The 24,646-nt window shown below is 62.2% G+C and carries 24 protein-coding genes; 11 read left to right on the top strand and 13 right to left on the bottom strand.

The genetic code is table 11. The annotated features are described in order from the left end of the window. The first annotated feature begins 79 nt into the window (after positions 1-79). Genes ACUSIJ_RS15015 through ACUSIJ_RS15005 form a run of 3 tightly spaced genes read left to right on the top strand, consistent with a single transcriptional unit; the run spans position 80 to position 2,305 of the window. On the top strand, positions 80-823 hold the full coding sequence (locus ACUSIJ_RS15015) for a FadR/GntR family transcriptional regulator (protein ID WP_449309211.1): 744 nt from the start codon (positions 80-82) through the stop codon (positions 821-823). Next, entirely contained in the window at positions 820-1,515 is a 696-nt protein-coding gene (locus ACUSIJ_RS15010; RefSeq protein ID WP_449309210.1) for a nitroreductase, read from the top strand. Before ACUSIJ_RS15015 ends, ACUSIJ_RS15010 begins: the two co-directional genes overlap by 4 nt. Positions 1,516-1,528: 13 nt before the next feature. Then, entirely contained in the window at positions 1,529-2,305 is a 777-nt protein-coding gene (locus ACUSIJ_RS15005; RefSeq protein ID WP_449309209.1) for an SDR family NAD(P)-dependent oxidoreductase, read from the top strand. A 125-nt stretch (positions 2,306-2,430) separates the two neighbouring features. Here ACUSIJ_RS15005 and ACUSIJ_RS15000 read toward each other — a convergent pair whose 3' ends face one another. Next, positions 2,431-3,198 carry a FadR/GntR family transcriptional regulator gene (locus ACUSIJ_RS15000; RefSeq protein ID WP_449309208.1) on the bottom strand — a complete coding sequence of 256 codons (768 nt, stop codon included), beginning with the start codon at positions 3,196-3,198 and terminating at the stop codon, positions 2,431-2,433. A 234-nt stretch (positions 3,199-3,432) separates the two neighbouring features. On the opposite strand from ACUSIJ_RS15000, the gene ACUSIJ_RS14995 reads away from it, so the two are divergent. Both ACUSIJ_RS14995 and ACUSIJ_RS14990 read left to right on the top strand, forming a co-directional pair. After that, positions 3,433-4,968 carry a carboxymuconolactone decarboxylase family protein gene (locus ACUSIJ_RS14995; RefSeq protein ID WP_449309207.1) on the top strand — a complete coding sequence of 512 codons (1,536 nt, stop codon included), beginning with the start codon at positions 3,433-3,435 and terminating at the stop codon, positions 4,966-4,968. 161 nt (positions 4,969-5,129) lie between these two features. After that, on the top strand, positions 5,130-6,536 hold the full coding sequence (locus ACUSIJ_RS14990; RefSeq protein ID WP_449309206.1) for an aldehyde dehydrogenase family protein: 1,407 nt from the start codon (positions 5,130-5,132) through the stop codon (positions 6,534-6,536). 335 nt (positions 6,537-6,871) lie between these two features. Here the strand turns inward: ACUSIJ_RS14990 and ACUSIJ_RS14985 are convergent, their stop codons facing one another. Then, positions 6,872-8,032 carry a M20 aminoacylase family protein gene (locus ACUSIJ_RS14985; protein ID WP_449309205.1) on the bottom strand — a complete coding sequence of 387 codons (1,161 nt, stop codon included), beginning with the start codon at positions 8,030-8,032 and terminating at the stop codon, positions 6,872-6,874. A 149-nt stretch (positions 8,033-8,181) separates the two neighbouring features. Here ACUSIJ_RS14985 and ACUSIJ_RS14980 point away from each other — a divergent pair, with 149 nt between their 5' ends. Next, entirely contained in the window at positions 8,182-8,361 is a 180-nt protein-coding gene (locus tag ACUSIJ_RS14980; RefSeq protein WP_449309204.1) for a hypothetical protein, read from the top strand. A gap of 114 nt (positions 8,362-8,475) precedes the next feature. Here ACUSIJ_RS14980 and ACUSIJ_RS14975 read toward each other — a convergent pair whose 3' ends face one another. The 3 genes from ACUSIJ_RS14975 to ACUSIJ_RS14965 all read right to left on the bottom strand — a co-directional run bounded on the left by ACUSIJ_RS14975 (position 8,476) and on the right by ACUSIJ_RS14965 (position 11,411). Continuing rightward, a complete protein-coding gene (locus ACUSIJ_RS14975; protein WP_449309203.1) occupies positions 8,476-8,799 on the bottom strand; it encodes a DUF4387 domain-containing protein in 324 nt (107 codons plus the stop codon). 4 nt (positions 8,800-8,803) lie between these two features. After that, positions 8,804-10,237 carry an acyclic terpene utilization AtuA family protein gene (locus ACUSIJ_RS14970; RefSeq protein ID WP_449309202.1) on the bottom strand — a complete coding sequence of 478 codons (1,434 nt, stop codon included), beginning with the start codon at positions 10,235-10,237 and terminating at the stop codon, positions 8,804-8,806. 67 nt (positions 10,238-10,304) lie between these two features. Continuing rightward, positions 10,305-11,411 carry an ABC transporter substrate-binding protein gene (locus tag ACUSIJ_RS14965; protein WP_449309201.1) on the bottom strand — a complete coding sequence of 369 codons (1,107 nt, stop codon included), beginning with the start codon at positions 11,409-11,411 and terminating at the stop codon, positions 10,305-10,307. Between the two features lie 317 nt (positions 11,412-11,728). Here ACUSIJ_RS14965 and ACUSIJ_RS14960 point away from each other — a divergent pair, with 317 nt between their 5' ends. From ACUSIJ_RS14960 to ACUSIJ_RS14945, 4 genes are all read left to right on the top strand, one after another. Next, positions 11,729-13,459, top strand: coding sequence for an ABC transporter permease (locus ACUSIJ_RS14960; RefSeq protein ID WP_449309200.1), 1,731 nt, complete (start codon positions 11,729-11,731; stop codon positions 13,457-13,459). After that, positions 13,452-14,525, top strand: a complete 1,074-nt coding sequence (locus ACUSIJ_RS14955; RefSeq protein ID WP_449309199.1) for an ABC transporter ATP-binding protein — start codon at positions 13,452-13,454, stop codon at positions 14,523-14,525. Before ACUSIJ_RS14960 ends, ACUSIJ_RS14955 begins: the two co-directional genes overlap by 8 nt. A gap of 44 nt (positions 14,526-14,569) precedes the next feature. Beyond that, positions 14,570-14,776 carry a hypothetical protein gene (locus ACUSIJ_RS14950; protein ID WP_449309198.1) on the top strand — a complete coding sequence of 69 codons (207 nt, stop codon included), beginning with the start codon at positions 14,570-14,572 and terminating at the stop codon, positions 14,774-14,776. A 145-nt stretch (positions 14,777-14,921) separates the two neighbouring features. Continuing rightward, positions 14,922-15,602 carry a GntR family transcriptional regulator gene (locus ACUSIJ_RS14945; RefSeq protein WP_449309197.1) on the top strand — a complete coding sequence of 227 codons (681 nt, stop codon included), beginning with the start codon at positions 14,922-14,924 and terminating at the stop codon, positions 15,600-15,602. A 181-nt stretch (positions 15,603-15,783) separates the two neighbouring features. Here the strand turns inward: ACUSIJ_RS14945 and ACUSIJ_RS14940 are convergent, their stop codons facing one another. From ACUSIJ_RS14940 to ACUSIJ_RS14910, 7 genes are read right to left on the bottom strand one after another with little or no spacing between them, the layout of a single operon-like run. Continuing rightward, complete coding sequence (locus ACUSIJ_RS14940; protein ID WP_449309196.1) at positions 15,784-17,127, bottom strand: TRAP transporter large permease; 1,344 nt, start codon at positions 17,125-17,127, stop codon at positions 15,784-15,786. Beyond that, entirely contained in the window at positions 17,120-17,713 is a 594-nt protein-coding gene (locus ACUSIJ_RS14935) for a TRAP transporter small permease subunit (RefSeq protein WP_449309195.1), read from the bottom strand. The genes ACUSIJ_RS14940 and ACUSIJ_RS14935 overlap by 8 nt, the downstream gene beginning before the upstream one ends. After that, positions 17,710-18,747 (bottom strand): TRAP transporter substrate-binding protein, encoded by a 1,038-nt coding sequence (locus ACUSIJ_RS14930; protein ID WP_449309194.1) that lies wholly within the window; start codon positions 18,745-18,747, stop codon positions 17,710-17,712. The genes ACUSIJ_RS14935 and ACUSIJ_RS14930 overlap by 4 nt, the downstream gene beginning before the upstream one ends. A gap of 60 nt (positions 18,748-18,807) precedes the next feature. After that, entirely contained in the window at positions 18,808-19,974 is a 1,167-nt protein-coding gene (locus tag ACUSIJ_RS14925) for an iron-containing alcohol dehydrogenase (RefSeq protein ID WP_449309193.1), read from the bottom strand. Positions 19,975-19,978: 4 nt separating this feature from the next. Further along, positions 19,979-21,460, bottom strand: coding sequence for an aldehyde dehydrogenase family protein (locus ACUSIJ_RS14920; RefSeq protein ID WP_449309192.1), 1,482 nt, complete (start codon positions 21,458-21,460; stop codon positions 19,979-19,981). Next, the gene (locus ACUSIJ_RS14915) at positions 21,457-21,789 is read right to left on the bottom strand and encodes an AtuA-related protein (RefSeq protein WP_449309191.1); all 333 of its coding nucleotides are present in this window, start codon (positions 21,787-21,789) and stop codon (positions 21,457-21,459) included. The genes ACUSIJ_RS14920 and ACUSIJ_RS14915 overlap by 4 nt, the downstream gene beginning before the upstream one ends. Further along, positions 21,786-23,126, bottom strand: a complete 1,341-nt coding sequence (locus ACUSIJ_RS14910; RefSeq protein ID WP_449309268.1) for an acyclic terpene utilization AtuA family protein — start codon at positions 23,124-23,126, stop codon at positions 21,786-21,788. Before ACUSIJ_RS14910 ends, ACUSIJ_RS14915 begins: the two co-directional genes overlap by 4 nt. Before the next feature lie 160 nt (positions 23,127-23,286). Here ACUSIJ_RS14910 and ACUSIJ_RS14905 point away from each other — a divergent pair, with 160 nt between their 5' ends. Then, positions 23,287-24,210: a LysR family transcriptional regulator gene (locus tag ACUSIJ_RS14905; protein WP_449309190.1), complete on the top strand. Its 924-nt coding sequence runs from the start codon at positions 23,287-23,289 to the stop codon at positions 24,208-24,210. 231 nt (positions 24,211-24,441) lie between these two features. On the opposite strand, the gene ACUSIJ_RS14900 is transcribed toward ACUSIJ_RS14905, so the two are convergent. Continuing rightward, entirely contained in the window at positions 24,442-24,618 is a 177-nt protein-coding gene (locus tag ACUSIJ_RS14900; protein ID WP_449309189.1) for a hypothetical protein, read from the bottom strand. Between the last annotated feature and the right edge of the window lie 28 nt (positions 24,619-24,646).

Genomic DNA, 24,646 nt, shown 5'->3' with positions numbered 1-24,646 from the left:
TATCTATCTGTTTACAGATAGTTTTTTCAACGAGCAGCCACCACTGTCCGGGATGATGCGCCAGAGAGGCAATCCACAGATGCAAACCCTATTCGATCCGATCCAGCAAGAGCCTGCGTTCCGTCTCGTCGCCAAGGCGATTGAAAGGAAGATCGTCGGTGGCGAGATGAAGCCTGGCGATACGCTGCCTTCCGAGGCGAAGCTGGCGGAAAGCCTCGGCGTCAATCGCTCCACGTTGCGCGAGGCCATACGCGCACTCGAACAGAACGGGTTTGTGCGCCGCGAGGCCGGACGGAAGAAGCTTTTCGCGAGCCTCCCGCAGTCTGACGATATTTCGCGGCGGTTGAAGACCGCAATGGTACTGGATCAGGTCACGTTCGAGGAACTCTGGGAAGCCATGTTCGTGCTGGAACCCGCAACGGCCCAGTCCGCCGCGAAGCGGCGGACCGACAGCGATCTCGAAGCGCTGGCGGCCAATCTGGAGAAGACGCGCGCGGCGCATGCCGATTCCGCGGCATTGACGGAACTCGATATCGAGTTCCACCACATCGTCGCGCTTGCCACCGGCAACCGCGCCATTCAGGCCGCCCGTCTGCCGATCAGCGAGCTGTTTTATCCGCCGTTCCTGATGGTCATGTCGCGTCTCAATGCTGCAGAGCGGCTGCTCTTCGCGCACGAGCGCATTGCCGAAGCCATCGGCAAGCAGGACGAAACCAGCGCGAGAGACTGGATGGAAAAGCATATTCTCGATTTCCGCCGCGGTTACGAACTCGCCAATCTCGATATAGGGGCACCAGCCAGCCTGCCCAGGGCAGGAACATGATGAGCCCGTTTGTCGACAATATCGTACTGGAGGCAATCCGTTCGCGTCGCTCGATCCGCGCGTTCCTGCCGGACCCCGTCCCCATCCCGGTGATCGAGGAACTGCTCGCCGTTGCAGCACGTGCACCGTCAGGCTCCAACATCCAGCCCTGGCAGGTCATCGTCGTGACAGGTGCCGCACTGCGGGAACTCGGCGCCGAACTGGTTGCAGCGGCCCTGGCCGGCGAACCGGGGCAACGGACGTATCACTACTATCCGAGGCACTGGCGCGAGCCCTATCTCGCGCGACGTCGGCAAGTGGGCTGGGCGCTCTACCGCAGTCTCGGCATCGAGCGCGGCGAGCACGAGAAAATGGCCCGACAGCACGCGCGCAATTTCGCCTTCTTCGACGCCCCGGCTGGCCTCTTCTTCACCATGGACCGCGACATGGAAGCCGGGAGCTGGCTTGACCTCGGCATGTTCCTGCAGAATCTCATGATCGCAGCGCGCGGGATCGGCCTCGATACCTGCCCGCAGGCCGCCTTCGCCGACTACCACGCCCGGATTGGCGCGCGCCTCGCCATTCCGCCCGAGCGGCAGCTCATTGTCGGCATGGCCTTGGGGCGGGCGCGGCCGGATGCATCGGAAAACCTCTTCGAGACCCCCCGAGAACCCGTGCAGAACTTCGCGCGCTTTGTCGAGACGCTGGAATGATTGTGGAGGAACCATGGACGTCACGAACAAGATCGCCATCGTCACAGGTGGCGCATCCGGACTCGGTCGCGCGACCGCGGCTGCTCTCGTCAATGCCGGCGCACAGGTCGCGGTCGTCGATCTGAACGAGGCCCCGACTGCAGCTGCCGCCCAGGCGATTGGCGCGGACGCGATCGGCGTAGCCTGCGATGTCGCCGATGCCGCAGGCGCCGAAGCTGCCATGAAGCGCATTGTCGCGGCACTCGGCCCGCCGCATGTTCTCGTCAACTGCGCAGGCATCGCACCCGGAAAACGCATCGTCGGCCGCGACGGGCCGATGCCACTCGAGGACTTCGAGAAGGTCATCCGCGTCAACCTGATCGGCAGCTTCAATTGGCTGCGACTTGCGGCCTACGCGATGACGGGCAATGCTCCCAGCGACGATGGCGAGCGCGGCGTCATCATCAACACTGCCTCCGTCGCCGCCTATGAAGCCCAGATCGGCCAGAGCGCCTACGGCTCCTCCAAGGGAGGTGTAGCTTCGCTGACATTGCCCGCCGCCCGAGAACTAGCGACCTTCGGCATCCGCGTCGCGGCCATCGCGCCGGGGCTGATGGGCACGGCCATGGTGGAGGCGATGACTGAAGAGGTCCGCCGGACGGTCATCGACACGATCCCCTTCCCCCACCGCTTCGGCAAACCGGAGGAGTTTGCGCAGCTTGCCTTGGCCATCATCAGCAACCCGCTCCTGAACGGGTCGGTTCACAGGCTCGATGGCGCATTGCGGATGGGCGACGGGAAACGGCGGTGACCGGAACGGCCGGGCAATCCGTATCGCCGGATGTCTTGACCACCTCCCGGTCGCAGATGCTGGTGAGTTTTTCGCACTGTCGCACCAAGGTGGAGGCGGACCGGGGAAATTCGCTCTTAACGCTATCAGTCCGACTGATGCGCGTGACCACTGTCGACGGGTTGGTTGATGTCGAAGTTCGCTAGCTCATAACCGCGGCGGAAGTCCATGATGTGCTTTTCCATCCACAGCGCCGCGTGCTTCGGATCGCGCCGCTGGATGCCATGAAATATCTCCGCATGCGCGGCAAGCATACGATCCTTCGCGTTGAGGCGGGACATGACCCGGTAGAAGGCCGGATAGAAGAGTTGCCCGATCGGTTCTCGCGCCAACAGCAGGGCCCGGTTTCGTGATGCCTTCGCGATGATGTAGTGAAACTCGATGTCCAAAGCAACGAGTTCGGCTTCGTGCTCAAGGCATCGGCCTGTCGCCGCCAGATTTGTTTCGAGCCGGGCGGTCTCCTCCGCGCTGGCACGCTCGGCGGCAAGCTCGGCGGCCCGAACCTCCAGCGGCAGCATGACTTCCCACAGTTCGAGAAACGTGATCTCGTGCAGGATCATCGCGCGGGTCATCTTCTGAGCCAGGTCCTTCTCTCGGGGCACGCTGATCACGAGGCGACGGGCGCTTTTGCGGAAGACAAGACCGCTTTGCTCGAGGACGCGGATGGCCTCGCGAACCGTCGACCGATTGACGCCGAGCTGCTTCGCCAGCTGCAGTTCCGAGGGCAGCTGCTGCCCAGGCGTGAAAGTGCCTTCGAGAATCCGCTTCTCAATGGATGATGCGACCAGCTGATAGGTCGGCTGAGGCTGGATTCGATCGAGGGAGATCGTCTCGTTCAGGGTCTGGTCCATCATATTGATTTCCGCTTCCGATATTGCTGACAGTCGGGCTACCGGTCCGTTGGGCACCATAGTGAAATCGTCCCGAGGCGCCAACTCTAATTCGATGCCACGAGGACATGGATTATTATATATATATAAATCAACATATTATCGTGTTCCGATGGTGGACGCAGCCTGCCGGGCGCGAGACAGCATCCTCTAGACAGCCCTTATTCTGCATGTTATAGACCGATAGTCCGACTATAAATGTCGTGCGCTTCCTACGGCTACCTTGACCGATCGTGTGCCAATGCTCGGCCGGCAGCAACTAAAGGCTCTATAAAAAATAATTTATATCAGCGCCTTAGTCATCAACAGGGAGCATCGTTCAGCATTCCAACAAGGGGGGAATTCATGTCTAAAGCCGACCTGCCTGTAAGAAATGGCAGCAAGCCTCACCAGTCTGGAGAGCCTATTGCCGCAATATCGCCCATCTCCTCCCGTCGAGCCCTGCTTGCGAGTGCGGCCTGCGCAATCGGTAGCGTCGGCGTCATGAGGGCCGGCCCCGTCCGTGCCGCGACGGCGAACGACACCGCTGATGTCCGCTACGAACGCGGCATGCAGATACTCAAGCAGATTGGCGGCGACGGCTACGATATTCCGGTGAAGCGCCTCGCGGAGGTGGCACCGGATCTTGCGCGGTTCACGGTCGAATATCCCTATGGCGATATCCTGTCTCGCCCTGGCCTCGATCTTCCGAGCCGCCAGATCTGCACGGTTTCGGCCCTGATCGCCAGCGGGAGCGCCCAGCCGCAGCTCAAGTACCATATGAACGGCTTCCTGAACGTTGGCGGCAAGCCGCGTGAACTGGCCGAGCTGTTGTTCGTGGCGATTGCCATCAGCGGCTATACCGCAGCCATCAACGGCGTCGGTCTGCTACGCGAGATTCTCAAGGAACGCGATATCACGTTCGAGGCCATCTCGCCGGTCACCGATGATGGCTCGCGCCGGTATGCGCGGGGTCTCGCCACGCTGATGGCGTTATCACCGAAAGATCCGCATGCGGTGACCGGGCCGCTCGCGCAGGTGTCGCCGGAACTTGCGCAATGGGTCGTGGAGGTTGCCTACGGCGAACTCCTGTCCAGGGACGGCCTCAGCCATCAGATGCGAGATCTTGCGATTGTGTCGATGCTGACCGCTGCCGGCAACCGGGCGGATGCCCTGCGCTTCCATATCGACGGAGCGCTGCACCATGGCGTCAGCAAGGAACAACTGATCGAGGCAATAACGCAGCTCAGTGTCTATGTCGGATTCCCCGCCGCGCTCAATGCGTTCAGCATCGCGAACACAGCGTTCAAGGAATGGAACGACGCGGCGGCCACGGGTCCAACGTCCACCGTTCCGGCGCCCGAGTCCGAAACGCGCGATGCCCGGCGCAAGCGCGGCCTGGAGGCGCTGTCCAGAACCTCTGCCGCGGCTGGAGAGGCTGTGATCCGAAGCTTCAATGATATCGCACCAGACATCGGGACGATGATTGTCGAGAATTCCTACGGCGATGTCTTTTCCCGTCCCCAGATTTCCTCGAAGACGCGCGAACTGACGGCCTGTGCTGCATTGGCCGCCGTGGGCAGCAAGACAATGGAGACGCCGTTGCGCGTCCACATCAATGCAGCGCTCACGGTCGGGGCGACACGCGAGGAAATCATCGAGGCGCTGCTCAACCTCGTTCCCTATTTCGGCTATCCGGTCGTGCAGCAGGCAGTCCGCATCGCCGGTGAGGAATTCGCCAAGCGTCCCACCTGAGGCTCGCCCCAACAGACCTTGAGGCGCATTGCCGACGACATTCCGTCCCCACGCCCTATGCCTCCGGACGCCGATTGCTTCTTCGCCTCCTGATGGTTGAAACGCCTGCCCGATAGCCTTCCGCTCCTGTTCGCCAGCCCTTCTTCAGAGAAAGGTCACCGATGGTACTTCCCACCAAGCTTCTTATAAATGGAGAACTCCTGGACGGCTCCGGGCTGCTGAATGTCGTCGACCCCTCGACAGGCGAGGCGTTCGTCGAAGTCCCGCGTGCGTCGCCGGCCCAGGTCGAGGCGGCGATTGCGGCGGCCAAGGCCGCTCAGCCCGGCTGGAGCGCGACGGCCCTGGCGGAGCGTCGCGATCGGCTGACGCGCCTTGCCGATGCCCTGGAACAGCATGCTGATGAATTCGCCCGCGCGCTGGTGATGGAGCAGGGTAAACCGCTCGACCAGGCACGGACGGAAACAGGCTATGCCGGATTCTTTCTGCGCCACTTCGCCGCTGCTGAGCTGCCAGTAGAGGTCGTCCAGGACGACGAATCGCTTCGGGTGGAAGTTCATCATCGTCCCCTCGGGGTGGTGGTGGGAATCACGCCGTGGAATTTTCCGGTGCTCATCGCCTGCTACAAGCTGGGCCCGGCGTTGCTGCTGGGGAACAGTTTCATTCTCAAGCCGGCACCGACCACGCCGGTCACCTCGCTCATGCTCGGGGCGCTGGCACGGGATATCTTCCCGCCTGGTGTCGTCAATGTGGTCACCGACGCCAACGACCTCGGCACCGTGCTGACCTCCCATCCGGACGTGGCGAAGATATCCTTCACCGGCTCGACGCCCACGGGGCGCAAAGTGATGGCGAGCGCCGCGTCGACACTGAAGCGGATCACCCTCGAACTCGGCGGCAACGACGCGGCTATCGTCCTCGATGACGTGGACGTGGCTGCTGTGGCTCCAAAGATCTTTGCCGGCGCGTTCCTCAATGCCGGGCAGGTCTGCATAGCCATCAAGCGGCTCTATGTGCACGACTCCGTCTATGACCAGCTCTGCGGCGCACTGACGGCACAAGCCGACGCGGCCGTCCTCGGCAACGGGCTGGAGACCGCGACCTCCATGGGGCCACTTCAAAACGCGGCACAACATGCCAAGGCACAATACTTCCTTGGGGTCGCCGAGAAGGACGGGAAGATCGTCGCGGGCGGAATCGAGGTGCGGAACAGCGGTTACTTCGTTCGGCCAACGATCGTCCGCGACATCACCGATGGCAGCGAACTGGTGGACGAGGAGCAGTTCGCTCCGATTTTGCCACTCGTCCGCTTCCAAGACATCGACGACGTCGTGCACCGCGCCAATGCTTCGCCCCACGGGCTGGGTGGCTCGGTATGGTCTGCCGACGTCCAGCGTGCCTACGAGATTGCGCAGCGGATCGAGAGCGGAACGGTTTGGATCAACCATCACCTGCATTTCGGTCCGCACATTCCATTTGGTGGCGCCAAGCAATCCGGCTACGGGGTGGAATTCTCCCAAATGGGTCTCGCCGAGTTCGGTCAGACACACGTCATAAGCATCGCGAAGTAAACAATAGAGCGGCGGACATTCAAACGGAATCGTGCCACCGCTCTATCGTTTTGTTGCGGCATAGAAAAGCTATATTATAAGATTCAACTTTGAAACTCACTCCGCACGGCCGGAGTGAACGTCGGATGCGGCGCTGCACGAGCGACTGAAGACGATTTGCCATCTTCTCCTGGGCCGGCTTCCATCCCCGCCCTCGTGCGTGTTCGTCGGGTACAATCAAGCAATGACACGCGTGATTTCATCGGCTTCCAACACATCAACCGCCCCTTCAAATGGGATGTGCCCGCCGAAGATAGGTCAAGTATCTGTTATCTTGAGCCTTCCAGCAAAGCTGTCTACAGACAAGCCTCAACAAGATTGACCCACAGACTGGCACCGACCGGCAAGGCTGCATCGTTGAAATCGAACTTGCTACTGTGCAGCGGGAAAGGGTCACGCTTATTCTCCGCAGTTCCGACACGCAGGAAACATGATGGAACCTTCTGGCCCATGAACGCGAAGTCCTCGGCCCCCATGGATGGAGGACAATCTATGAGCACGTTCCCCTCCCCAACAGTCTCGATTGCCACTACCGTCGCGACATCCGTCGAGGCAGTCTCGTTAACTACCGCGGGAGACCCTTTGATTAACTCCAGCGTCGCGCTGGTTCCATGCGCGGTTGCGGTCGCCTCAATGAGAGCTGTCAGGAGCTGCTTGACCCGTTCTCGCGTCGCCGGTCTCAGCGTACGCACCGTCCCGCTCATCACTGCCCGATCGGGTATGACATTATCGGCACTGCCGGAATGGAACTGTGTAAGCGAGATTACAGCGCTGTCGAGCGCGTCAATCCGGCGCGAGACCAGAGTTTGCAGGCCGACGGCTAGGTGCGCGGCAACGATGATTGGATCGATTGTATGGTGCGGCCGGGCGGCATGACCGCTGTGGCCGGACACATGGATCCTGATCCGATCCGCCGCCGCCATAATGGCGCCCTTCACCGCGCTTATCCTGCCAAGCGGCATCAACGGATCGTTGTGCGCGCCGAAGATGCGTTTGCAGGGAAAGCGCTCGAACAAGCCCTGCCCAATCATCGTTTTGGCCCCGGTAAGCCCTTCCTCCGCCGGCTGGAAGATAAAATGCACGGATCCATTGAAGCGGCCCGATCGAGCCAGGTGGCGTGCTGCCGCAAGGAGCATTGTAGTGTGGCCGTCATGCCCGCAGGCATGCATACGCCCGGGTGTTGTCGACTGCCAGGCTAGCCCTGTCTCCTCTTGCATCGGCAGGGCGTCCATGTCGGCGCGTATGCCAATCGATCGATCCGAGTTGCCCTTCTTCAGCGTGGCAACTACGCCAGTGCCGGCCATGACCTCGAATGGAATGCCCCATTCCGAAAGCTGTTCGCGCACGAACGCGCTCGTCCGATGTTCCTCGAAGCCCAGTTCGGGAATACTGTGCAGATAGCGGCGCCATTCAGTAATCTCGGCTTCGGCTGCCTGGATTCCTGGCAAAATACCCATGTTTGTGATCCTGTTGTGGTTTCCGACCGATGGTTATAGGTGGACGAAAATCCCTGTTGGCCGTAATAACACCGGCTCAATTCGATGCAACTGGTCGCATTTTCCGCCAGCATGGGAGTCGAAGACACCACATTCTTGGCGTAGGCCGATTGCGGCCTGTCGAAGACGAGGTTCTTCGTGCCCTGCTCGACGATCATGCCGTCATGCATCACGATCACCCGGTCAGCAATCTGCTCGACCACGCCTTGGTCGCGATTGATGCACAGGCAGGCAAATCCGTGGCGGTTCTCCAGATCCGCGATCAGGTCGAGAATCTGCGCGCGCACTGAGATGTCGAGGTCATGTCTAGCAAAGAACTTCCTGCGGGGCGGCCGGCTCGACGGAGCCGGCCAGCGCAAGGAGCGCAATCGCGACGGTCTTCATGTTGCCTTTTCGTGGCAGGTTCAGACTGGCTCGACTGCCGGGACCTCGATCGCCATCAGTGGCGCGTTCTGCTGGCCGCCGTGCTGGTCTGCGTCGCCGAGATCGGCTTGGAATATCGGTCTCGGGATGCTGAACTTAAAGCCCAGCGCATTGTCGCACTCGAAGAAGCGGACTCTATTGGGCGAGCAGTGATAAAGTGCAGCAAATCTTTCAGCATTCAGCACACCAGAGCGCTTGACACGCTGATACTTGTCTGGATCGTCGAATAGGACATCGAAAGTAAGAACGAATGGTCCCGCATTTTTGCTGCGGACCAGGCTCGCGAGTTCTGCCAGCTGCGTCATCGGTTCACCCTATCTCTACAATTTTCATGCGGAACATCTCTTCCTTGTCGCGCGGCAAGGCCACATGGTTGTACGCGAAGCGGTAGACGGCGCCGCGCTCAAGCGGCACAGGATTGTGCAGATAGGCGATCGAGGTAATCGAGCCATTCCATTCGGGAATAGGCTGGTGCAGCAGCGGCTGTCTGGATAGCTCGGCGATCTTGGTGGCGATCTGCTGCGAACCGGCCGTCACCTCCAGAATCAGGCAGACCTCGCGCGGAAAGTCCGTCTCGGGCTCCAGTGCACCCATCACGGCGTTGCGGCCGTATTGGTGGAAGACCAGCCGGTAGTCCTTGTCGCGCTCGAGACCGAGTATGTCCCGGACCGCGTTCTCGATAACGCCCTCGACGGTCGGCAGCCAAGTGTCCAGATTGCGGATGAAGTAGGGGTCGCGCATGCCGCCGATCACGACCGCTTGGTACCCCACCTTGACCGCGCCCTCAAGCTTGATGGTGTAGTCATCGCCATGCCTGAAGGCGCTGCCACTCACCTTCACCCTGCCGTTCTCGGCCGCCTCGTATCGGCACTCGCTAAGGTCCATCGCCCCCGATGCCTCGTAGTGAATGTAGGGATCACCGTTCTCATAAAAGGAGTGTGCCGCGACGCTCTGCGGCGTTATCGCGAGGCCCTTGCCGTAGACGCGCATCGTGAAGCTGTCCTTAGACATGGCCGCTGCGACGGTGCCGCGTCCGACCTTGACGCAGACCTGCGTCCCGCATTCCATCACCTTGCCGGCATGCCAGGCGAGACCTTCCGGAAAGCCTTCCATAATCGGGATGGCGGCGAACAGGGCCGAGTCGGAGCAGCGACCGCCGATCACCAGTTCGGCGCCCTCGGAGATGGCGCGCTGTAGCGGCTCGACGCCCATCATGCCGACGACATGCGCGCTGCTGCGGATGACATCTTCGTCTAGGTGCGGCGCCGGGTCGAGCGCGCGTATCCGGCCCTCCTTCATCAGGCCCAGGAGATATTCCTTGGATTGCTCGGAATAGATGGCTGCCGTACGGACCTTGAACCCATTCTCGATGGCAACCTCATTGGCGATCTCGACGAACAGATCGACCTGCGAGTCGAGTCCGGCAGTGCCGGAGGAGCCGATGATCAGCGGTATGCCGGCACGGCGGGCTGCCACCAGCAGGATTGTCATGTCATGTTTGATCGTCTCGCGAGGATAATCCGGCTTGCCGCTACCAAGGGCATAGGGACCCGAATCCGATGTTCCCGCATCGGCGGCGATGAAGTGCGGATCGAATGTCATCGCCTCGTCGACTGCGCTCTGCAGAACCTTACCGCTACCGAGGCCGCCCGATCCGCAAAGGAAACGGATTTCCGATAAGTCGCGGTTTTTCCACGTTGTGTCCTTGTCAGAAGAGGACGGTTTGTTGACTTGATCGAGCATGGCTGATCCATTGTCCGGTGGTTGAAGGGGCCGACCCGCGACCGCGGGGTGGCCGTCGGGATGGGTCCTAGCGTCCGATTGCCTTGTTCCAGCTGGCAAGTGATTCATCGAGGCCGACGAGAACTTCCCTGACTGGCGAGATGAAGATCACCTTGTCCGCGCCGACCGCATCGACAACACTCTTGTACGTGCCATATTTGACGTCGCTTTCAGCAATGTCGTCGCGATAAGGCATCATACCGCCCTGCGAGAGCGCGATCTGACCTTCCCGCGTGAGCATGAGGTCGAGGAACAGGCGGGCCGAGTTCGGGCTCTTCGCCGCCTTGGTGATCGCCACGTTGCGTGTGATGATCGGCGTCCCGTCTTTGGGGTAGCCCCAGCCACTCAGCGCCTTATGCGCCGGTTGCTCGAAGCGCGGAATGGTGGCGCCGGAGATAAGGATGGCGACGGCATACTCGCCGGTCAGGATTTTTTCGCGCATCGTGCCCGAGCCGCGCTCGGGGCGGATGTTGGTGCCGAGTTGCTCGATTAACGACCAGCCGTCCGGCACCTTCTTGCTCCAGGCGTTCCACACCGCCAGACCCATCAAGTTGCCGGCGGGGTCGAGCGCGGTGATCTTGTTCTGGAGGTTCGGGTTGCTCTTCAGCGCTTCAACAATCTCGGCCACCGACATCGGCGGCTCTTTACCTTCGAAGTAGACGCGGCTGTATGCCCTGATCATCGGATCGGCCGAAGCGGAGTAGACACCCGGCGCCGGCTTCGTCCAGTCGGGCAGTTCGTCGCTTTCCGGCGAGTTGTAAGGGTCGACCTGCCCCCTCTCGACGAAGGCGATCCACTGGTCGGGGTGCGATGCCTGGATGATGTCGGCCGTGCGGACACCGGCGGCGCTCTCGGCGTAGTACTTCTCCCACAGTTGACTGTCGTCGGTCGTCTCGACCTTCATGAACGGATAACGCTCTCGGACCAGCTTGATGAACGGATCGAAATCCGAAGCAACAGTGGTGCTGTAGACGAGCAGACCGTTTTCGGTCTTGGCCGCGTCGATGATCTGCTGATACTCGGCCGGATAGCCGGCCGGAACGCTCTGGGCTATCGCGCCGGCAGGCGCCATGACGAACAGCGACATGACGAACAGCGACATGGCAGACAAGGCGCCCATTGCGAACTTCTTCATAACGATTTCCTCCCATGACCCTTGTTTTTGAGTGGCTCTTTTGACTACATCCAAATCGTATCGGCTAATGGTCGACCATCTCATAAAAAAATCCACTATGCAATCCTTTTTATTTGACTTTTTTGGCTGATTGGGTTCTTTAGGAAAAAATTGGTCGACAATTATAGGTTTTTTTAGGCGGCCTCAAAGTTTTTGGCGGCGTGTTACCCCGAAGAAGGGTCGCGCATGGGGAAGAGTGGAACCACGGGACAACTGGTGTAGCGACTTGCACACCGGCGGGTTGGACGACGTGGTTTCAAAATGTCGGAGGAAAATCGTTGAACATCGCTACAAGTGTCAGTCGCGACACGTCAGGCATTCTGCCTGTCAGCCAAGGCCGGGGAATCCTGCCGCAGACTGTCATCGCCTGCATTCTATTCGTGCTGATCGCCGTGCCGCTCGCGCCGATGATCGTGCAGGCATTCCTCGACAAACCAGTCTACTATCCTGATGCCACCTTCACACTGACCAACTTCACCCGCTTCATCACCGATGCTGAAATCCGTAGGACGCTCGCCACGACAGCACTTTTTTGCGCGATCGTTGTCGTCTTCTCGATGGTTTTCGGCACTGTGTTCGCGATCCTGGTCGGCCGGACCGACATGCCGATGCGCGGGATACTCTTGTCTATGCTTCTTTGGCCGCTGTTCATCTCGCCCCAGGTCATCGGCTTCGGGGCAATCCTGTCCTATGGGCCAACTGGCTTCATGACGGTTTTTGCGTCCAAACTCGTCGGCACCTCGCCGTGGGAGCTCTATACAGTGACCGGCATCGCCCTGGTGAGCGGCGTCGCTTCCACGCCGCTCACCATCCTCTACTGCCTGGCCGCTGCCCGCCAGCAGGATCCCAGCCATTCCGCGGCGGGTCGCGTCGCGGGCGCCGGCCCTTCCAGGATCCTGACTCGGATCAACCTGCCCCTGATGCGGCCTGCGCTGATCTTCGCACTGATCATGAACATCATCCACGCGCTTGAGACATTGGCGATCCCGCTGATCCTGGGCAGCCCGGTGGGCATCAAGTTTCTCACCACGCTGATCTACGACAAGAGCTTCGAGCGGGGCACGCCCGACTACGGCCTCGTCGCTGCGCTGGCGATCCTGCTTCTGGCGATCGTCGCACTTCTCTTCATCGTCCAGCGTCTGGTCCTCAGAAGGGCGTACCGCTTCGTGTCGATTGGCTCGCGCACCGGGCAATTGACGCCTTTGGCGCTCGGGCGCTGGCGATGGCCGGCATTTTCCTTTGTGGTGGCCTACATCGTGTTCGGCACGTTGGTGATCCTCGGCGCCGTCGGAGTGCGGGCGGTGACAATGGTGTTTTCCCCCTTCATTTCACCACTGGAGGTGCTCACCTGGGCCAACTTCCGGGACATCTTCTCCGTCGACGTCTATATGCGCTCTATCCGCAATACGCTGATGCTGGCATTGATCGGCGCCACGCTGGGTACAGCGCTTATCGCCGCCGTAGCACTCGTGGCCCAGCGCTCGCAGTCGAAGCTCAGCCGGCCCGTCGACGCGCTGGCCCAGGTACCGCGCGTAGTGCCAGGCATCATTGTCGGCCTCGGCGTCTTTTATGCGCTGGTCTTCGTCCCCGGTCTCAACATTCTCTTCGGCTCAATCTGGGCTCTTCTGATCGCCTATCTCATTCGCTTCCTTAGTTCCGGCTATGGGATAGTCTCGCCGGCACTGCTGCAGATCACTACCGACTTCGACCGTGCCGCGCGCTCTGTCGGAGCCGGTTGGACCACCACCATGCGGCGTATCATCCTGCCGCTCACCCGCCACGCTCTGATGTCCTGCTTCATCCTTCTGATGATCCTGATCATTAAGGAGTACGCTTCGGCGGTGTTCCTGATGAAGCCGGGCAGCGAGGTCATCGGGACGACCATGTTGAGCCTCTGGATGCAGGGGCAGACCGGGCCTGTGGCGGCGCTCGCTGTTCTGCAAATCGCATTAACCACGCTGCTCATTGTGGCCGCCACACGGATACTCGGGGTAAAGCTCCATGGCTGAAGTCATTGTCGAAAATCTGACCAGGAACTTCGGGGCATTTGTCGCCCTGAAGGATATTTCCTTCCGCGTCGAGGACGGTCAGTTCCTTACCCTCCTTGGACCTTCGGGCTGCGGAAAATCGACGACGCTTACCGCCCTGGCGGGGCTTGACCGACCGTCAGCAGGCAGAATTTCCATCGGGTCGCGTGTCGTCTTCGACACCGACAAAGACATCTTCATCGACGCCCAGTTTCGCAATCTGGGCTTGATGTTCCAGTCCTATGCGCTTTGGCCGCACATGACAGTCTACAAAAATCTCGACTTCACCCTGGAACTGCGGCGGATCCGCGGTCAGACGGCCAAGGAGCGAATCCGTGAAGCACTCGCGCTTGTCGATATGGAGACCTATGCCGAACGCTACCCTGGTGAACTCTCGGGCGGGCAGCAACAGCGGGTCGCGCTAGCGCGCACATTGGTGTATCGGCCGGAAATCCTGCTTCTCGATGAGCCCCTGTCCAACCTCGATGCGAAACTCCGTGAGCGGGCACGTATTTGGCTGGGTGAGTTGCAGCGGCGCACCGGCGTCACGACAATCTACGTCACCCACGATCAGGCGGAAGCATTGGCGATGAGCGACAGGATCATCGTTATGGAAGCCGGGAAGATTGCACAAATTGGTACACCTCACGAAATCTACGAACATCCGGCGAACGCTTTTGTCGCCGATTTCGTTGGCGCGAGCAATCTGCTCCGGGCACAGTTCGAACTTGTGGGAGGAGTGCCGAAGGTCCGACTGGAGGGCGGTCCGTTGCTCGACATTACCGAGGATAAGGCGCCGCCGCAGGGATCGGTCACGCTCGCGATCCGGCCAGAACGGATCGAGGTCGTGAAGCCGGGTGGCGCACAGCTCAATCGGGTGGCTGCGCAGGTGGTTGCGAATTCCTACCTCGGATCCCGTAACCTGCTCGTCGCAGAGATCGGTAGCCAGCAAGTGAGGGTTGAGACCAATAGCTCCGTACTGCACGATCGAGTCGAGTTGGTGATGCCGCCTGAAGCGTTGTCGCTCTATCCAGCCGGCAAATCATAGAACCGCCCTAGCTGACTGAAACTCCACGGGATGCGGTAGCCCGAGTGATGCTGGCCCTCGGGTTCGGCGCTACAGCCAGCTATCTGTTCTTCATCGCAAGAATGCCGCTGCCATGGATGACAGGCGCCATGACTGCCAATGCCGTGATTGCCATTTATCGTCTGTCTATCGGGCCGCCAACGCTGATCCGCCCGGCAATGACAGGCGTATTGGGAACGCTACCCGGAGCCTATTTCGGCGCCGAGTTATAGCTATACGCCCAGTCGTTGAAACGGCGACACAGATGGTCGACAATTTTGGGGATATCAATACCCCCCTCTCGCTCCTATTGTCGAAACGGTCTAGAGGGAAAGAAACGGCCATGAGCCGAAGATGGTGGAGATCCGGTGTCGGATAATGAATGAAGAGCTGGTCGACAAATCGGATCACGCATCGTCCTCTGAACGACTGGTGGAGGAAATCCGCACACGGATTGTGTCGGGGGAGCTACGTCCGGGTGCCAAGATCACCGAGCGCGAGCTGGCGCAGCGTTACGGCGTTAATCGCGCGCCCCTCCGCGAGGCGCTGCTGAGGCTCGAGGAGCGTCGCCTCATCGAACGGGTGCCCTTCTCCGGAACACGCGTGTTCCAGCCATCCAACCGCATGCTGTCGGAGCTCTATGACATACGCGAGGTGCTGGAAGGGCTGGCGGCGCGCCGCGCTGCCGAGACGGCCTCGGATGCACAGATCGAGGAACTGACGCGCATGGCCCGAGAGGGTTCCGAGCGAATCGCCAACTCATCGCCCGGCGACTTGCCGCATATCCGCGACATCCACATGCGCATCGCGGAGATTTCCGGCAATCAAGAGCTGGAGCGCATCCTTAACGGCGAGATATGGCTGTATCTGCGTGCCAACCACCGACGCTGGGTCGACGCGCTGGAAAAACGAGCGCTCGGCGCACTGCAGCATGAGCGTATCGCTGAGGCCATCAGATCGCGCGACGGCGATGTTGCGGAGATGCTGATGCGCAAGCATATTCGCACCAGCCGCGCTGCTTGGGTGGAGGCGCTCAAGAGCCTGAACGGCGCGTCCTGACTCCATGCAGTATTATCCGGCCCTCGCACCGCCGATGACGGCGTCGGGGGGCATCAGGTCCAGCGCTGGCAGCGTTGCTTCCAGCTTTGGTGCATGTGGACGCTCACCCGGACGCGGCGCATATCGGCTCGATGTCGGCGATCAATCCGGCTCCCCTGATGGCCCGGGGGCAGCCGGTGCCTCATTGCAAGCCCGGCAGCCACAGGATGATCCCCGGCATGAGGACACACAGGAGCAGTGCGAAAAGCTGGATCAGCACGAAAGGGACGATCCCGCGATAGATTTGGCCGATGCCCATCTCCGGCGGCGCGATCCCTCGTAGATAGAAGAGCGCAAAGCCAAAGGGCGGCGTCAGGAAGGAGGTCTGGAGATTGACCGCTACCAGCACGGCGAACCAGGTCAGTACCGTCGCCGTTCCACCGATGCCGTAGTCGAAACCGGCAATGATCGGCGCGAACAGCGGCAGGACGACATAGCTGATCTCGATCCATTCGAGGAAAAAGCCGAGCACGAAGACCAGCGCCATCACGAGGAACAGCGTCTCGTAGGGTCCCGAGGCCACGGAGAATACTGCATCGGCGATCATCTTGTCACCGCCCAGGCGCTTGAACACGGCGCTGAATACCGTCGCGCCGATCGCCACGGCGAGAATCATTGCCGTTGTCAGCGTCGTGTCACGGATGCACTGGGCGAAGGTGGCGAAGTTGAGCCGTCGGGTCGCAAGGGCCAGCAGCGTTGCACCCACGGCTCCGATGGCGGCCGCTTCGGTCGGCGTTGCGACACCCGCGATGATCGATCCGAGAACGCCGAAGATCAGGGCGACCGGCGCGGCGAGATTGCGCAGAAGGTCTACCATCATCTCCGAACGGCTCGGCGGCGATTGATCTTCCCGGACGACCGGCGGCGCCATTTCCGGCCAGATGGTCGTCACGACGAAGATGTAGATCAGGTAGAGCACGCCCAGCAGCAGGCCGGGGAACACCGCTCCCATGAACAGATCCCCGATCGAGATGGATAGGATGTCTCCCACGAGTACCAGCATGATGGAAGGGGGAAGCAGGATTCCCAGCGTTCCCGCCGAGCAGATAGTTCCTGCGGCGAGCGACATCGAATAGTTGTTCTTCAGCATGACCGGCAGAGCCATGAGGCCTAGCATGACAATCGAGGCGCCGACGATGCCGGTCGCCGCCGCCATGATGATCCCGACCAGGGTGACGGACAGCGCCAGGCCTCCGGGTCGCCCGGCAAAGAGCCGCTCAAGGCTGAGCAGCAGGTTCTTCGCGATCTCCGATTTCTCGAGCATCAGCCCCATGAAGACGAAGAGGGGAACGGCGAGCATGATCCAGTTTGTCAGCGTGCCAGTGAAGATGCGCGCGGAGGCCGTGTTCAGGAAGGCTAGCGGGATTCCACCCAGAAAGGCGAACAGGATGCCGGTGCCGGCGAGGATGAAGGCGACCGGATAGCCGCTGAAGATACCCGCGATCAGGGCGAAGACCATGCCGAGCGGCAGAAGAATCTCAGTCATGGGGTGCCTCGGGTCGAGAAGCCAAGAGGGAACCGATCCCGGCGATGATCCGGCCGACCGTCGTCAGGGCGAGAAGTCCGAGCCCGAGCGGCAGGAACGATTTGACCACCCACCGGTCGACAAGGCCGCCATAGGTGGATTGCTCGCCGGTTTTGTAGGCGAAGGCGGCGAAATTGATGCTGAGATAGCCGATCACGATGCAGAAGGGCAGGAGCAGTATGAGGTCGCCGATCAGATCGATCGCCGCCCTCCACCTCGGCGATAGCGTGTCATAGACGATGTCGACGCGGATGTGGCGGTTCTGGACTAGCGCATAGGGCAGCGCCAGCATCGTGATGACCGCCAGAAGGTGCCACTGCAGTTCGTTGAGGCCGTTCAGGTTGAGGCCCGTCCCGAGCACGGGTAGGTGGACGCCCCAGCGAACGATGTCGCTGAGCCGCAGGAGCGATCCGACGACGCTGGCGATAACGAGCAGCGTCAGCGGAACGAGCAGCCAGCCCACAAATCGCCCGGGCCAGGCGCCGGCCGCGGCGAGGGCCTGTCCGGTGCGGACGAGCCCAAGGCCGATGGAATGGATGGCGCTCACTCGGAAACCGGCAGGATTTGCAGATCGGTCCACGTCCTGGACTTCTCGGCATATGCCATCATCGATTCATAAGCTTCCTTGAACACGGCGTCCTTGGCTGCTTCTTCCTCGAGGACGGCGGTCGAGGCTTCGCGCAGCGCCGAGAGCACGCTGTCGGGGAAGCGACGCACCTCCACGCCTTTTGCCTTGAACTCCTCGATGACGTCGGGCTGCGGCAGTGGCCCCGCTGCCAGCGACCATGCGACGGTGGCCTGACAGGCGACGGTGACCGCGTTGCGGGTCGTTTCGTCGAAGCCGTTCCACACGTCCATGTTGATGATGAGGCTGTTCCAGCTCGCCGGCTGGTGCCAGCCGGGGAAGTAGTAGTATTTCGCGATCTGGGCGAAGCCGAGGGACTTGTCGATCGAAGGCAGCGAGAACTCGGTGGCGTCGATCCTCCCACGTTCCAGCGCCACATAGAGCTCCCCGGCCGGGATCATCTGGGTCGACGCTCCGAGCTTGTTGAGCGCCTGGCCGCCGAGTCCGGAAATGCGCATGCGCAGTCCCTGCAGGTCCTCGACGCTGTTGATCTCCTTGTTGAACCAGCCGCCGGGTTCGGGAGCGGTGACCGAGCACGGCAAGAACTTCACGTTCAGCGGATCGTACGCCTTCTGGACGATTTCCATGCCGCCGCCTTCCCACATCCAGCCGACGAAGTCGGCGGGGCCGAGGCCGAACGGCATCGCGCCGGCGAGGCTGGTCACGGGGAGCGTGCCGCCCCAGTAGCCGATCCAATCCCAGCCCGCGGGAATGGCGCCGGAACTCACCTGCGGCAGCACGTCGAGCGGCGGCACCAGATCGCCGGCGCCATGGATCGTGAGCTTCAATGCCCCGCCGGTGACGGTCTCGATATTCTTCGCCAGCACCTCGGCGCTTTCGCCGAGGAACGGCATATTCTTCGGATAGGTCGACGCGACGTCGAGCGTTTCCGCCCGCGCAGTTGTGGCAAGCAGTGCCGCGGCCAGCCCGGTGGCAAGCGCGTATCTGATCTTCATGGACGTTTCCTCCCTATTGTCCTTTGTGAAATCTTGCGTGCGTCTCACATGGCGTGCGCCTCACATGGCGCGCTCGAACAGGTCAAAATACTCGTCACGCGTGGTAAAGCGGGGATTCCAGCGGTTGTAGTTGATCTCGAAGCAGCGATCGGCTGCGCGGGGCAGCGTCTCCGGCACCACTCCGACCTCGCGCAGGCCGGACGGGATGCCGAGATCGCGACACATCCGGTTGATCGCGTCGAGCGCCTTCGCACCGGCGTCTTCGTCGGCAAGGCCGTCGACATTCTCGCCCATGGCGCGCGCGACATTGGCGAACCGGTCCGGAACGGCGGCGAGGTTAAAGGCGGCCACGTGCGGAAGGATCAGCGAGATCGCCAACCCGTGCGGCACCGCGTGAAAACCGCCGAGCGACATGGCCATGCAGTGGACATTGCCCGTGCCGGTGGTGCCGAAGGACATCGCGCCCATCGCCGACCCGCACAGCATGTTCAGCGCCGCGCCCTCGTTCGCCGGATCGGCGATATAGGCGCGGATGTTGCCGGCGATCAGGCGCATCGCATGCAGGTTGATCGCATCGGTCAGCGGATTCGCGAGTTTCGACACGTAAGATTCGAGCGCGTGGACGAACGCGTCGATGCCCGAATAGACGCCGACCTTGCGCGGCGTGGTGCGGATCGCGAGCGGGTCGAGCACGGCATAGGCGGTCGGCCCGTAGAGGGGATGGCGGACCGCCATCTTCACGTTGCGCACGGTGTCGGAGATCACGGCAGCGCCCGACACCTCCGAGCCGGTCCCGGCCGTCGACGGTATCGCGATGATCGGCAGCGGCGGCGTCGAGAATCTCTGGTCGCCTTCGTAGTCGGAGATGACGCCGCCATTGGTGGCGAGGATGGCGACCGACTTCGCGACGTCGATGGCGCTGCCGCCGCCAAGCACGACGATGGCGTCAGCGTCATGGGATCGGCAGACATCGAACCCGGCCACGACGTTCTTGTCCTTCGGCTCGGGGTCTATGCCCGAGAACAGGGCGGTCTTGACGCCCTCCAGGTTCCCGATGACGGCTTCGTACATCGCGCCGTCGAGCAGCGCCGGATCACAAATGAACAGCACCCGGCGGAAGCCGCGCGCGGCAACGATGCCGGCAATGCGATTGCGGGCGCCGATGCCGAAATGGATACGCGTGGGGATGCCGAACTCGGCGATGCCAGAATCAGGGATGCCAGTCATGGGATCAGCCCTCCGCCGGCAGGTCAACGCGCAGGCAGACATTCTTGACCTGCGTGTAGGATGCAATCGCCTCGACGCCCTTCTCGCGACCGAAGCCAGACTTGCGCGTGCCGCCGAAGGGAATCTCTACCCCGCCCCCGGCGCCGTAGCAGTTGATGAAGACCTGTCCCGAGCGGACCCTCTGGGCGAGCCGATGCAGCCGGCCGATATCGCGACCCCATACACCGGCGACGAGGCCGTATTCGGTGGCATTGGCGATCGTCTCGGCTTCGTCGATCGTGTCGAACGGCAGTACCGTGAGCACCGGGCCGAAAATCTCCTCGCGGGCGACCCGGACATCCGAGGCGGCAAGCGAGAGCACGGTTGGGCGGACGAAGTGACCGGCGCCCTCATGGGAATCGCCGATGAAGCTGCCGCCGGAAACCGTCTCCGCACCCTCCTGTACGCCGAGGGAAATGTAGCCTTCCACCTTGCGCCGCTGTTCGGCGCTGACCAGCGGGCCAAGATCGGGATCGTCCAGCCCGCGGCCGAGCGTCAGCTTCGGCAATCGCGCGGCGAGCCGGTCCATCACCTCCCCGAGGATCGGCCGCTCGACGAGCAGCCTGGTCCCGGCGGAGCAGGTCTGGCCCGAATGCGGAAAGGCTGCCTTGAGGATGACCGGGATCGCTTTATCGAGTTCGGTATCCGCCAGCAGGATGTTCGGCGACTTGCCGCCGAGCTCCAGGAGCACCGGAACGATATTCTTTGCGGCGGCCTGCATCACCTGGCTGCCGGTGGCGACGGAGCCGGTGAAGACCACGAGGTCGACACCGGGATGCGCGGCAAGCGCGGCGCCGGCCTCGGCCCCGTAGCCGGGAACCACGTTGAGCACGCCCTTGGGGAGACCTTCAGCCTCGCAGATCCGTGCGATCTCCAGAACGCTGAGGCAGGCGAGTTCGGCCGGCTTCACCACGATCGCGTTGCCTGTGGCGAGCGCCGGCGCTATGCCCCGACACGCGATCTGCAGGGGGTAGTTCCATGGCACGATCTGGGCCGTAACGCCCAGCGGCTCGCGCACCGTGAAATCCACGAAATCGCCGCCCATCGGTATCGACGTGCCGAGCACCTTGTCCGCCAGGCCGGCATAGAATTCGAAGAAGCGGGCCGCCGCGACAGCGTCGTTGCGTGCCTGGGTGATCGGCTTGCCCGTGTCGCGGCTCTCGATCTGGGCCAGCCGTTCGGCATCGGCGGTGATGCGCCGGGCAATGGCGTTGAGGATACGGACCCGCTCGACAGGCGGCCGCGTGGCGAAGGCCGGCTGTGCCCGGCGCGCCGCCGCCACCGCGGCGTCGATGTCAGCCGCTCCGCCGCGCGCAATGCGCGCGAGCGTGGACCCGTCGGCGGGATCGCTCATCTCGATCCATTCGCCGCCTTCCGCCGGCCGCCACGAGCCGTCGATCAGACAGCCATGGTCCGCTAACGCAGTGTCGTGCGCCGATGTGTTCATGAGTGATCTCCTGGTATTTCCTGGGGCTCGTCCACTTCCATCGACAGGATGGCGGAGCCAAGGGACTTTCCGTGTGCGTCGAGACCGAGCGAACCGACGACCCCTCCCGCCAGCGCGTCCGAGAGGACGAAGTTCAGCGCCGCGAGAGACGGGATCTCGTAGCGGACGACCGCCCCGAGCGCGATACCGCGGAAATGCTCGGCGACCCGCTCGGCGGTAACCGCCCGGACAAGCAGCGGATAATCTTCCGCGCGGTAGGCGATGACCGAGATGTTGGCGGTGTTGCCCTTGTCGCCGCTGCGGCTATGCGCGATCTCGCGAAGGATCATGGGAACTCCCGCTGCAGGAGGGTGACGGTCGGCGTCGCCAGGCTTTCGTCGATGAGAGCCGAGGCCAGAGCGACAGCCTGGCGCACGGACTTGAACGCGCCGCCGCCGCCAGCCGGGCCGTTGGTGTAGAGTGCTTCCACTTCGTTGCCGATGCGTTCGGCGTCGGCGCGGGCTGCTGCGCGCGCCACGACGCGGGCGCGCACCTCGTATGGATCCCGGTCCTGGCCGAACTTCGCGCCATGGAGGGAATCGACGCCGATCAGTTCGTATCGCGCGTCTTTGAGGGCCGTCACGCCGGCAAGCCGCTCCCGTACGATCTCCAGCGCGAGTCGTCCGCGCGCCACCGCACCCGGCCCGGCATAGGAAATCTGCCCCTCGCCGACATAGCCGTCGTGATAGCTGACAGAGACCTTCAGCGTCCCGCTTCGCGGCGATCCTCCAGCGCCCGAGACCCGGACCCGGTCGAGCCCGGTTTCATCGACGGATACCCGGCTGAAATCGGCCACGACATCGGGCTGGAAATACCGCGCCGGATCGTGGACCTCATAAAGGATCTGCTCCTTGACAGTCGCCGAGTCGATCCGCCCGCCGGTGCCGTCGAGCTTGCCGATCTCGGCCGTTCCATCGAAGGCCACCTCGGCGAAGGGGAAGCCAAGATGCGCCATGCGCGGAACATCCTTGTATCCCGGGTCCGCGAAATAGCCGCCGCAGAGCTGGCCGGCGCATTCCAGGAGATGGCCGACGAGCGTGCCCTTGCCGAGGCTGTCCCAGTCTTCGAGGCTCCAGCCGAACTCGTGGACGAGGGGCCCAAGGAACAGCGAAGGGTCTCCGACCCGGCCGGTGATGATAACGTCCGCTCCCGCCGCCAGGCCTTTGGCGATCGGACCCGCGCCGAGATAGGCGTTTGCGGAAATCATCCGGTCGCTGAGTGCGCCGACCGTCAGCCCGTTGTCGAGCGCGACGTTCTGCGCGCGACACGCAGTGAGGACGTCGTCGCCGGTGACGGCGGCAACCTTGATATCCGGATGGCCGAGTTCGGCAGCGATCTCCCGGACGCGCCGCGCCGCCGCAAGCGGATTGGCGGCCCCCATATTGGAGATGATCCGCGTGCCGTTCCGGCGGCAAGGGGTAAGCACCGCGCGGATTCGCGCATCGAGAAACGGATCATACCCGCCGTCCGGCGTTGTCGAGCGCTGCAGTTGGGCATTGGCGATCGTGCGTTCGGCCAGGCACTCGAACACGAGGTAATCGAGCTGGCCACGTTCGGCGAGTTCGACCGCGGGCTCGATACGGTCTCCGGAATAGCCGGCGCCGGCGCCGATCCGCACCCGCCTGATTGCCGAAACCTCCCGGTCTCCACGGCTTGGCACGGGCCTTGACCCGATTCCTCCCACAGCAGTCTCCATCTCTTTCCTGGAAGAGAGATTGCAGTCCCAGACAATTTAAACAATTGAAATTTTTGTATTGAATTAATAGAAAAAAGCTATGGATATTACCTTGCGTCAGATTCGTGCCTTCGTCTCCGTATCCCGCCTTGGCAGTTTCACGCGCGCGGCTACGGTGCTGAATCTCACCCAGCCTACTCTGACGGTACAAATCCGCCGGCTGGAGGAGGCCCTCGATGTCCGTCTGTTCGACCGCACGACGCGAAGCGTGGCTCTGACGCGCGTCGGCGCGAATCTCCTTCCGGTGTTCGAGCGCATGGTCGGCGACCTCGATGCCGCGATCGACGAAACGAAAGAAGTCACGGCGATGACACGCGGGGTCGTCCGCATCGCCGCCCTGCCGTCCGTCGCGGCCGCGATCCTTCCGCAGGCGATCGACACGTTCCGCAGCCACCATCCGGGAGCGTCGTTCGTCGTGCGCGACGTCGTGGCCAGCCGGGTGGTGGAACTCGTTCGCGACGGAACGGTGGACCTTGGGATAACCGGCGGCGATCTTACCGGCGCCGATCTCGTCCTGGCCTTCAGGACCGCGGAGGCGTTCAACGTCGTCTTCCCGCGCAACCATCCATTGGCAGGCCGGGGCTCGGTCACCCGTGCCGATCTGGTACAGTACCCGCTGGTCGCGCTCCAACCGTCGACCAGCGTGCGGTCGGTGGTCGACGAATGGCTGGAGGATGCGCCACGCGCACCGGTCATCGCCTGCGAGGCGACCTACATGATGACGGTCGCCGGCATGGTCAGCGCCGGCCTGGGCATAGCACTATTACCGACCTCGGCGCGGGAAGTGCTGGCGTTCCCGGACCTCGTCAGTGTGCCCGTTGTGGAACCGCGTCTCATCCGCGAGGTCTCGGTCGTGACGTTGCAGGGCCGGTCCCTGCCTCCGATGAGCGAAGGGTTCTGCACCCATCTGATCGACCTGCTCGGCCGATGGAGCTTCGATGTGCCCGAGGCCGACAGGACGTCTGCCGCGCCATAGCGTCGGTCGCGCTGGCGCAGCCGGGCGTATCGTCCGTTGTCCGGACGACCGCAGTGACTTCTTGTCGTCTTCGGTGGGGATTTCGCATCGTCCTTAGAGAAAAATGCAATAAAACTGAATCGCTATTTTACTCTATCTCTTTGTTTGTGCATCAAATTTATCCCAAAAACGGTACCCATTTCTTGGTTTGATGCAATAGTTGGCGCGGCCCGGTGCGGAGACCGCGTGCGGTCAGCCGGCGTAGACGCGGATGTAGCGCCCGCTCGCCTCGATGCCGACGAAACGCCCGTCGAAGATCGAGTCAGCGTGCTGCACGGTGGCGGAGGGAAAGCTGCGGGAGATGGTCTCGCAGAGCAGGTCCATGTCCGCGTCGGTGATCGCCCGTCCCCCGGTGTTGGGCAGATACACTGGATGTTCGACCGGGGGCTGATTTCCG

The sequence above is a fragment of the Pseudochelatococcus sp. B33 genome, from assembly GCF_053570585.1.
The sequence above is the reverse complement of the archived record's forward strand: the minus strand, read 5'-3'. Positions and strand labels throughout refer to the sequence as shown.

What these genes read in the sequence shown, in the direction of transcription:
- ACUSIJ_RS14985 (WP_449309205.1), bottom strand. Translation starts at nt 8,032, where the DNA reads ATGGGTATTTTGCCAGGAATCCAGGCAGCCGAAGCCGAGATTACTGAA.
- ACUSIJ_RS14995 (WP_449309207.1), top strand. Translation starts at nt 3,433, where the DNA reads ATGTCGTGCGCTTCCTACGGCTACCTTGACCGATCGTGTGCCAATGCT.
- ACUSIJ_RS14920 (WP_449309192.1), bottom strand. Translation starts at nt 21,460, where the DNA reads ATGAACACATCGGCGCACGACACTGCGTTAGCGGACCATGGCTGTCTG.
- ACUSIJ_RS14945 (WP_449309197.1), top strand. Translation starts at nt 14,922, where the DNA reads ATGAATGAAGAGCTGGTCGACAAATCGGATCACGCATCGTCCTCTGAA.
- ACUSIJ_RS15015 (WP_449309211.1), top strand. Translation starts at nt 80, where the DNA reads ATGCAAACCCTATTCGATCCGATCCAGCAAGAGCCTGCGTTCCGTCTC.
- ACUSIJ_RS15000 (WP_449309208.1), bottom strand. Translation starts at nt 3,198, where the DNA reads ATGATGGACCAGACCCTGAACGAGACGATCTCCCTCGATCGAATCCAG.
- ACUSIJ_RS14970 (WP_449309202.1), bottom strand. Translation starts at nt 10,237, where the DNA reads ATGCTCGATCAAGTCAACAAACCGTCCTCTTCTGACAAGGACACAACG.
- ACUSIJ_RS14915 (WP_449309191.1), bottom strand. Translation starts at nt 21,789, where the DNA reads ATGATCCTTCGCGAGATCGCGCATAGCCGCAGCGGCGACAAGGGCAAC.
- ACUSIJ_RS15010 (WP_449309210.1), top strand. Translation starts at nt 820, where the DNA reads ATGATGAGCCCGTTTGTCGACAATATCGTACTGGAGGCAATCCGTTCG.
- ACUSIJ_RS14930 (WP_449309194.1), bottom strand. Translation starts at nt 18,747, where the DNA reads ATGAAGATCAGATACGCGCTTGCCACCGGGCTGGCCGCGGCACTGCTT.
- ACUSIJ_RS14940 (WP_449309196.1), bottom strand. Translation starts at nt 17,127, where the DNA reads ATGACTGAGATTCTTCTGCCGCTCGGCATGGTCTTCGCCCTGATCGCG.
- ACUSIJ_RS14965 (WP_449309201.1), bottom strand. Translation starts at nt 11,411, where the DNA reads ATGAAGAAGTTCGCAATGGGCGCCTTGTCTGCCATGTCGCTGTTCGTC.
- ACUSIJ_RS14975 (WP_449309203.1), bottom strand. Translation starts at nt 8,799, where the DNA reads ATGACGCAGCTGGCAGAACTCGCGAGCCTGGTCCGCAGCAAAAATGCG.
- ACUSIJ_RS15005 (WP_449309209.1), top strand. Translation starts at nt 1,529, where the DNA reads ATGGACGTCACGAACAAGATCGCCATCGTCACAGGTGGCGCATCCGGA.
- ACUSIJ_RS14925 (WP_449309193.1), bottom strand. Translation starts at nt 19,974, where the DNA reads ATGACTGGCATCCCTGATTCTGGCATCGCCGAGTTCGGCATCCCCACG.
- ACUSIJ_RS14990 (WP_449309206.1), top strand. Translation starts at nt 5,130, where the DNA reads ATGGTACTTCCCACCAAGCTTCTTATAAATGGAGAACTCCTGGACGGC.
- ACUSIJ_RS14955 (WP_449309199.1), top strand. Translation starts at nt 13,452, where the DNA reads ATGGCTGAAGTCATTGTCGAAAATCTGACCAGGAACTTCGGGGCATTT.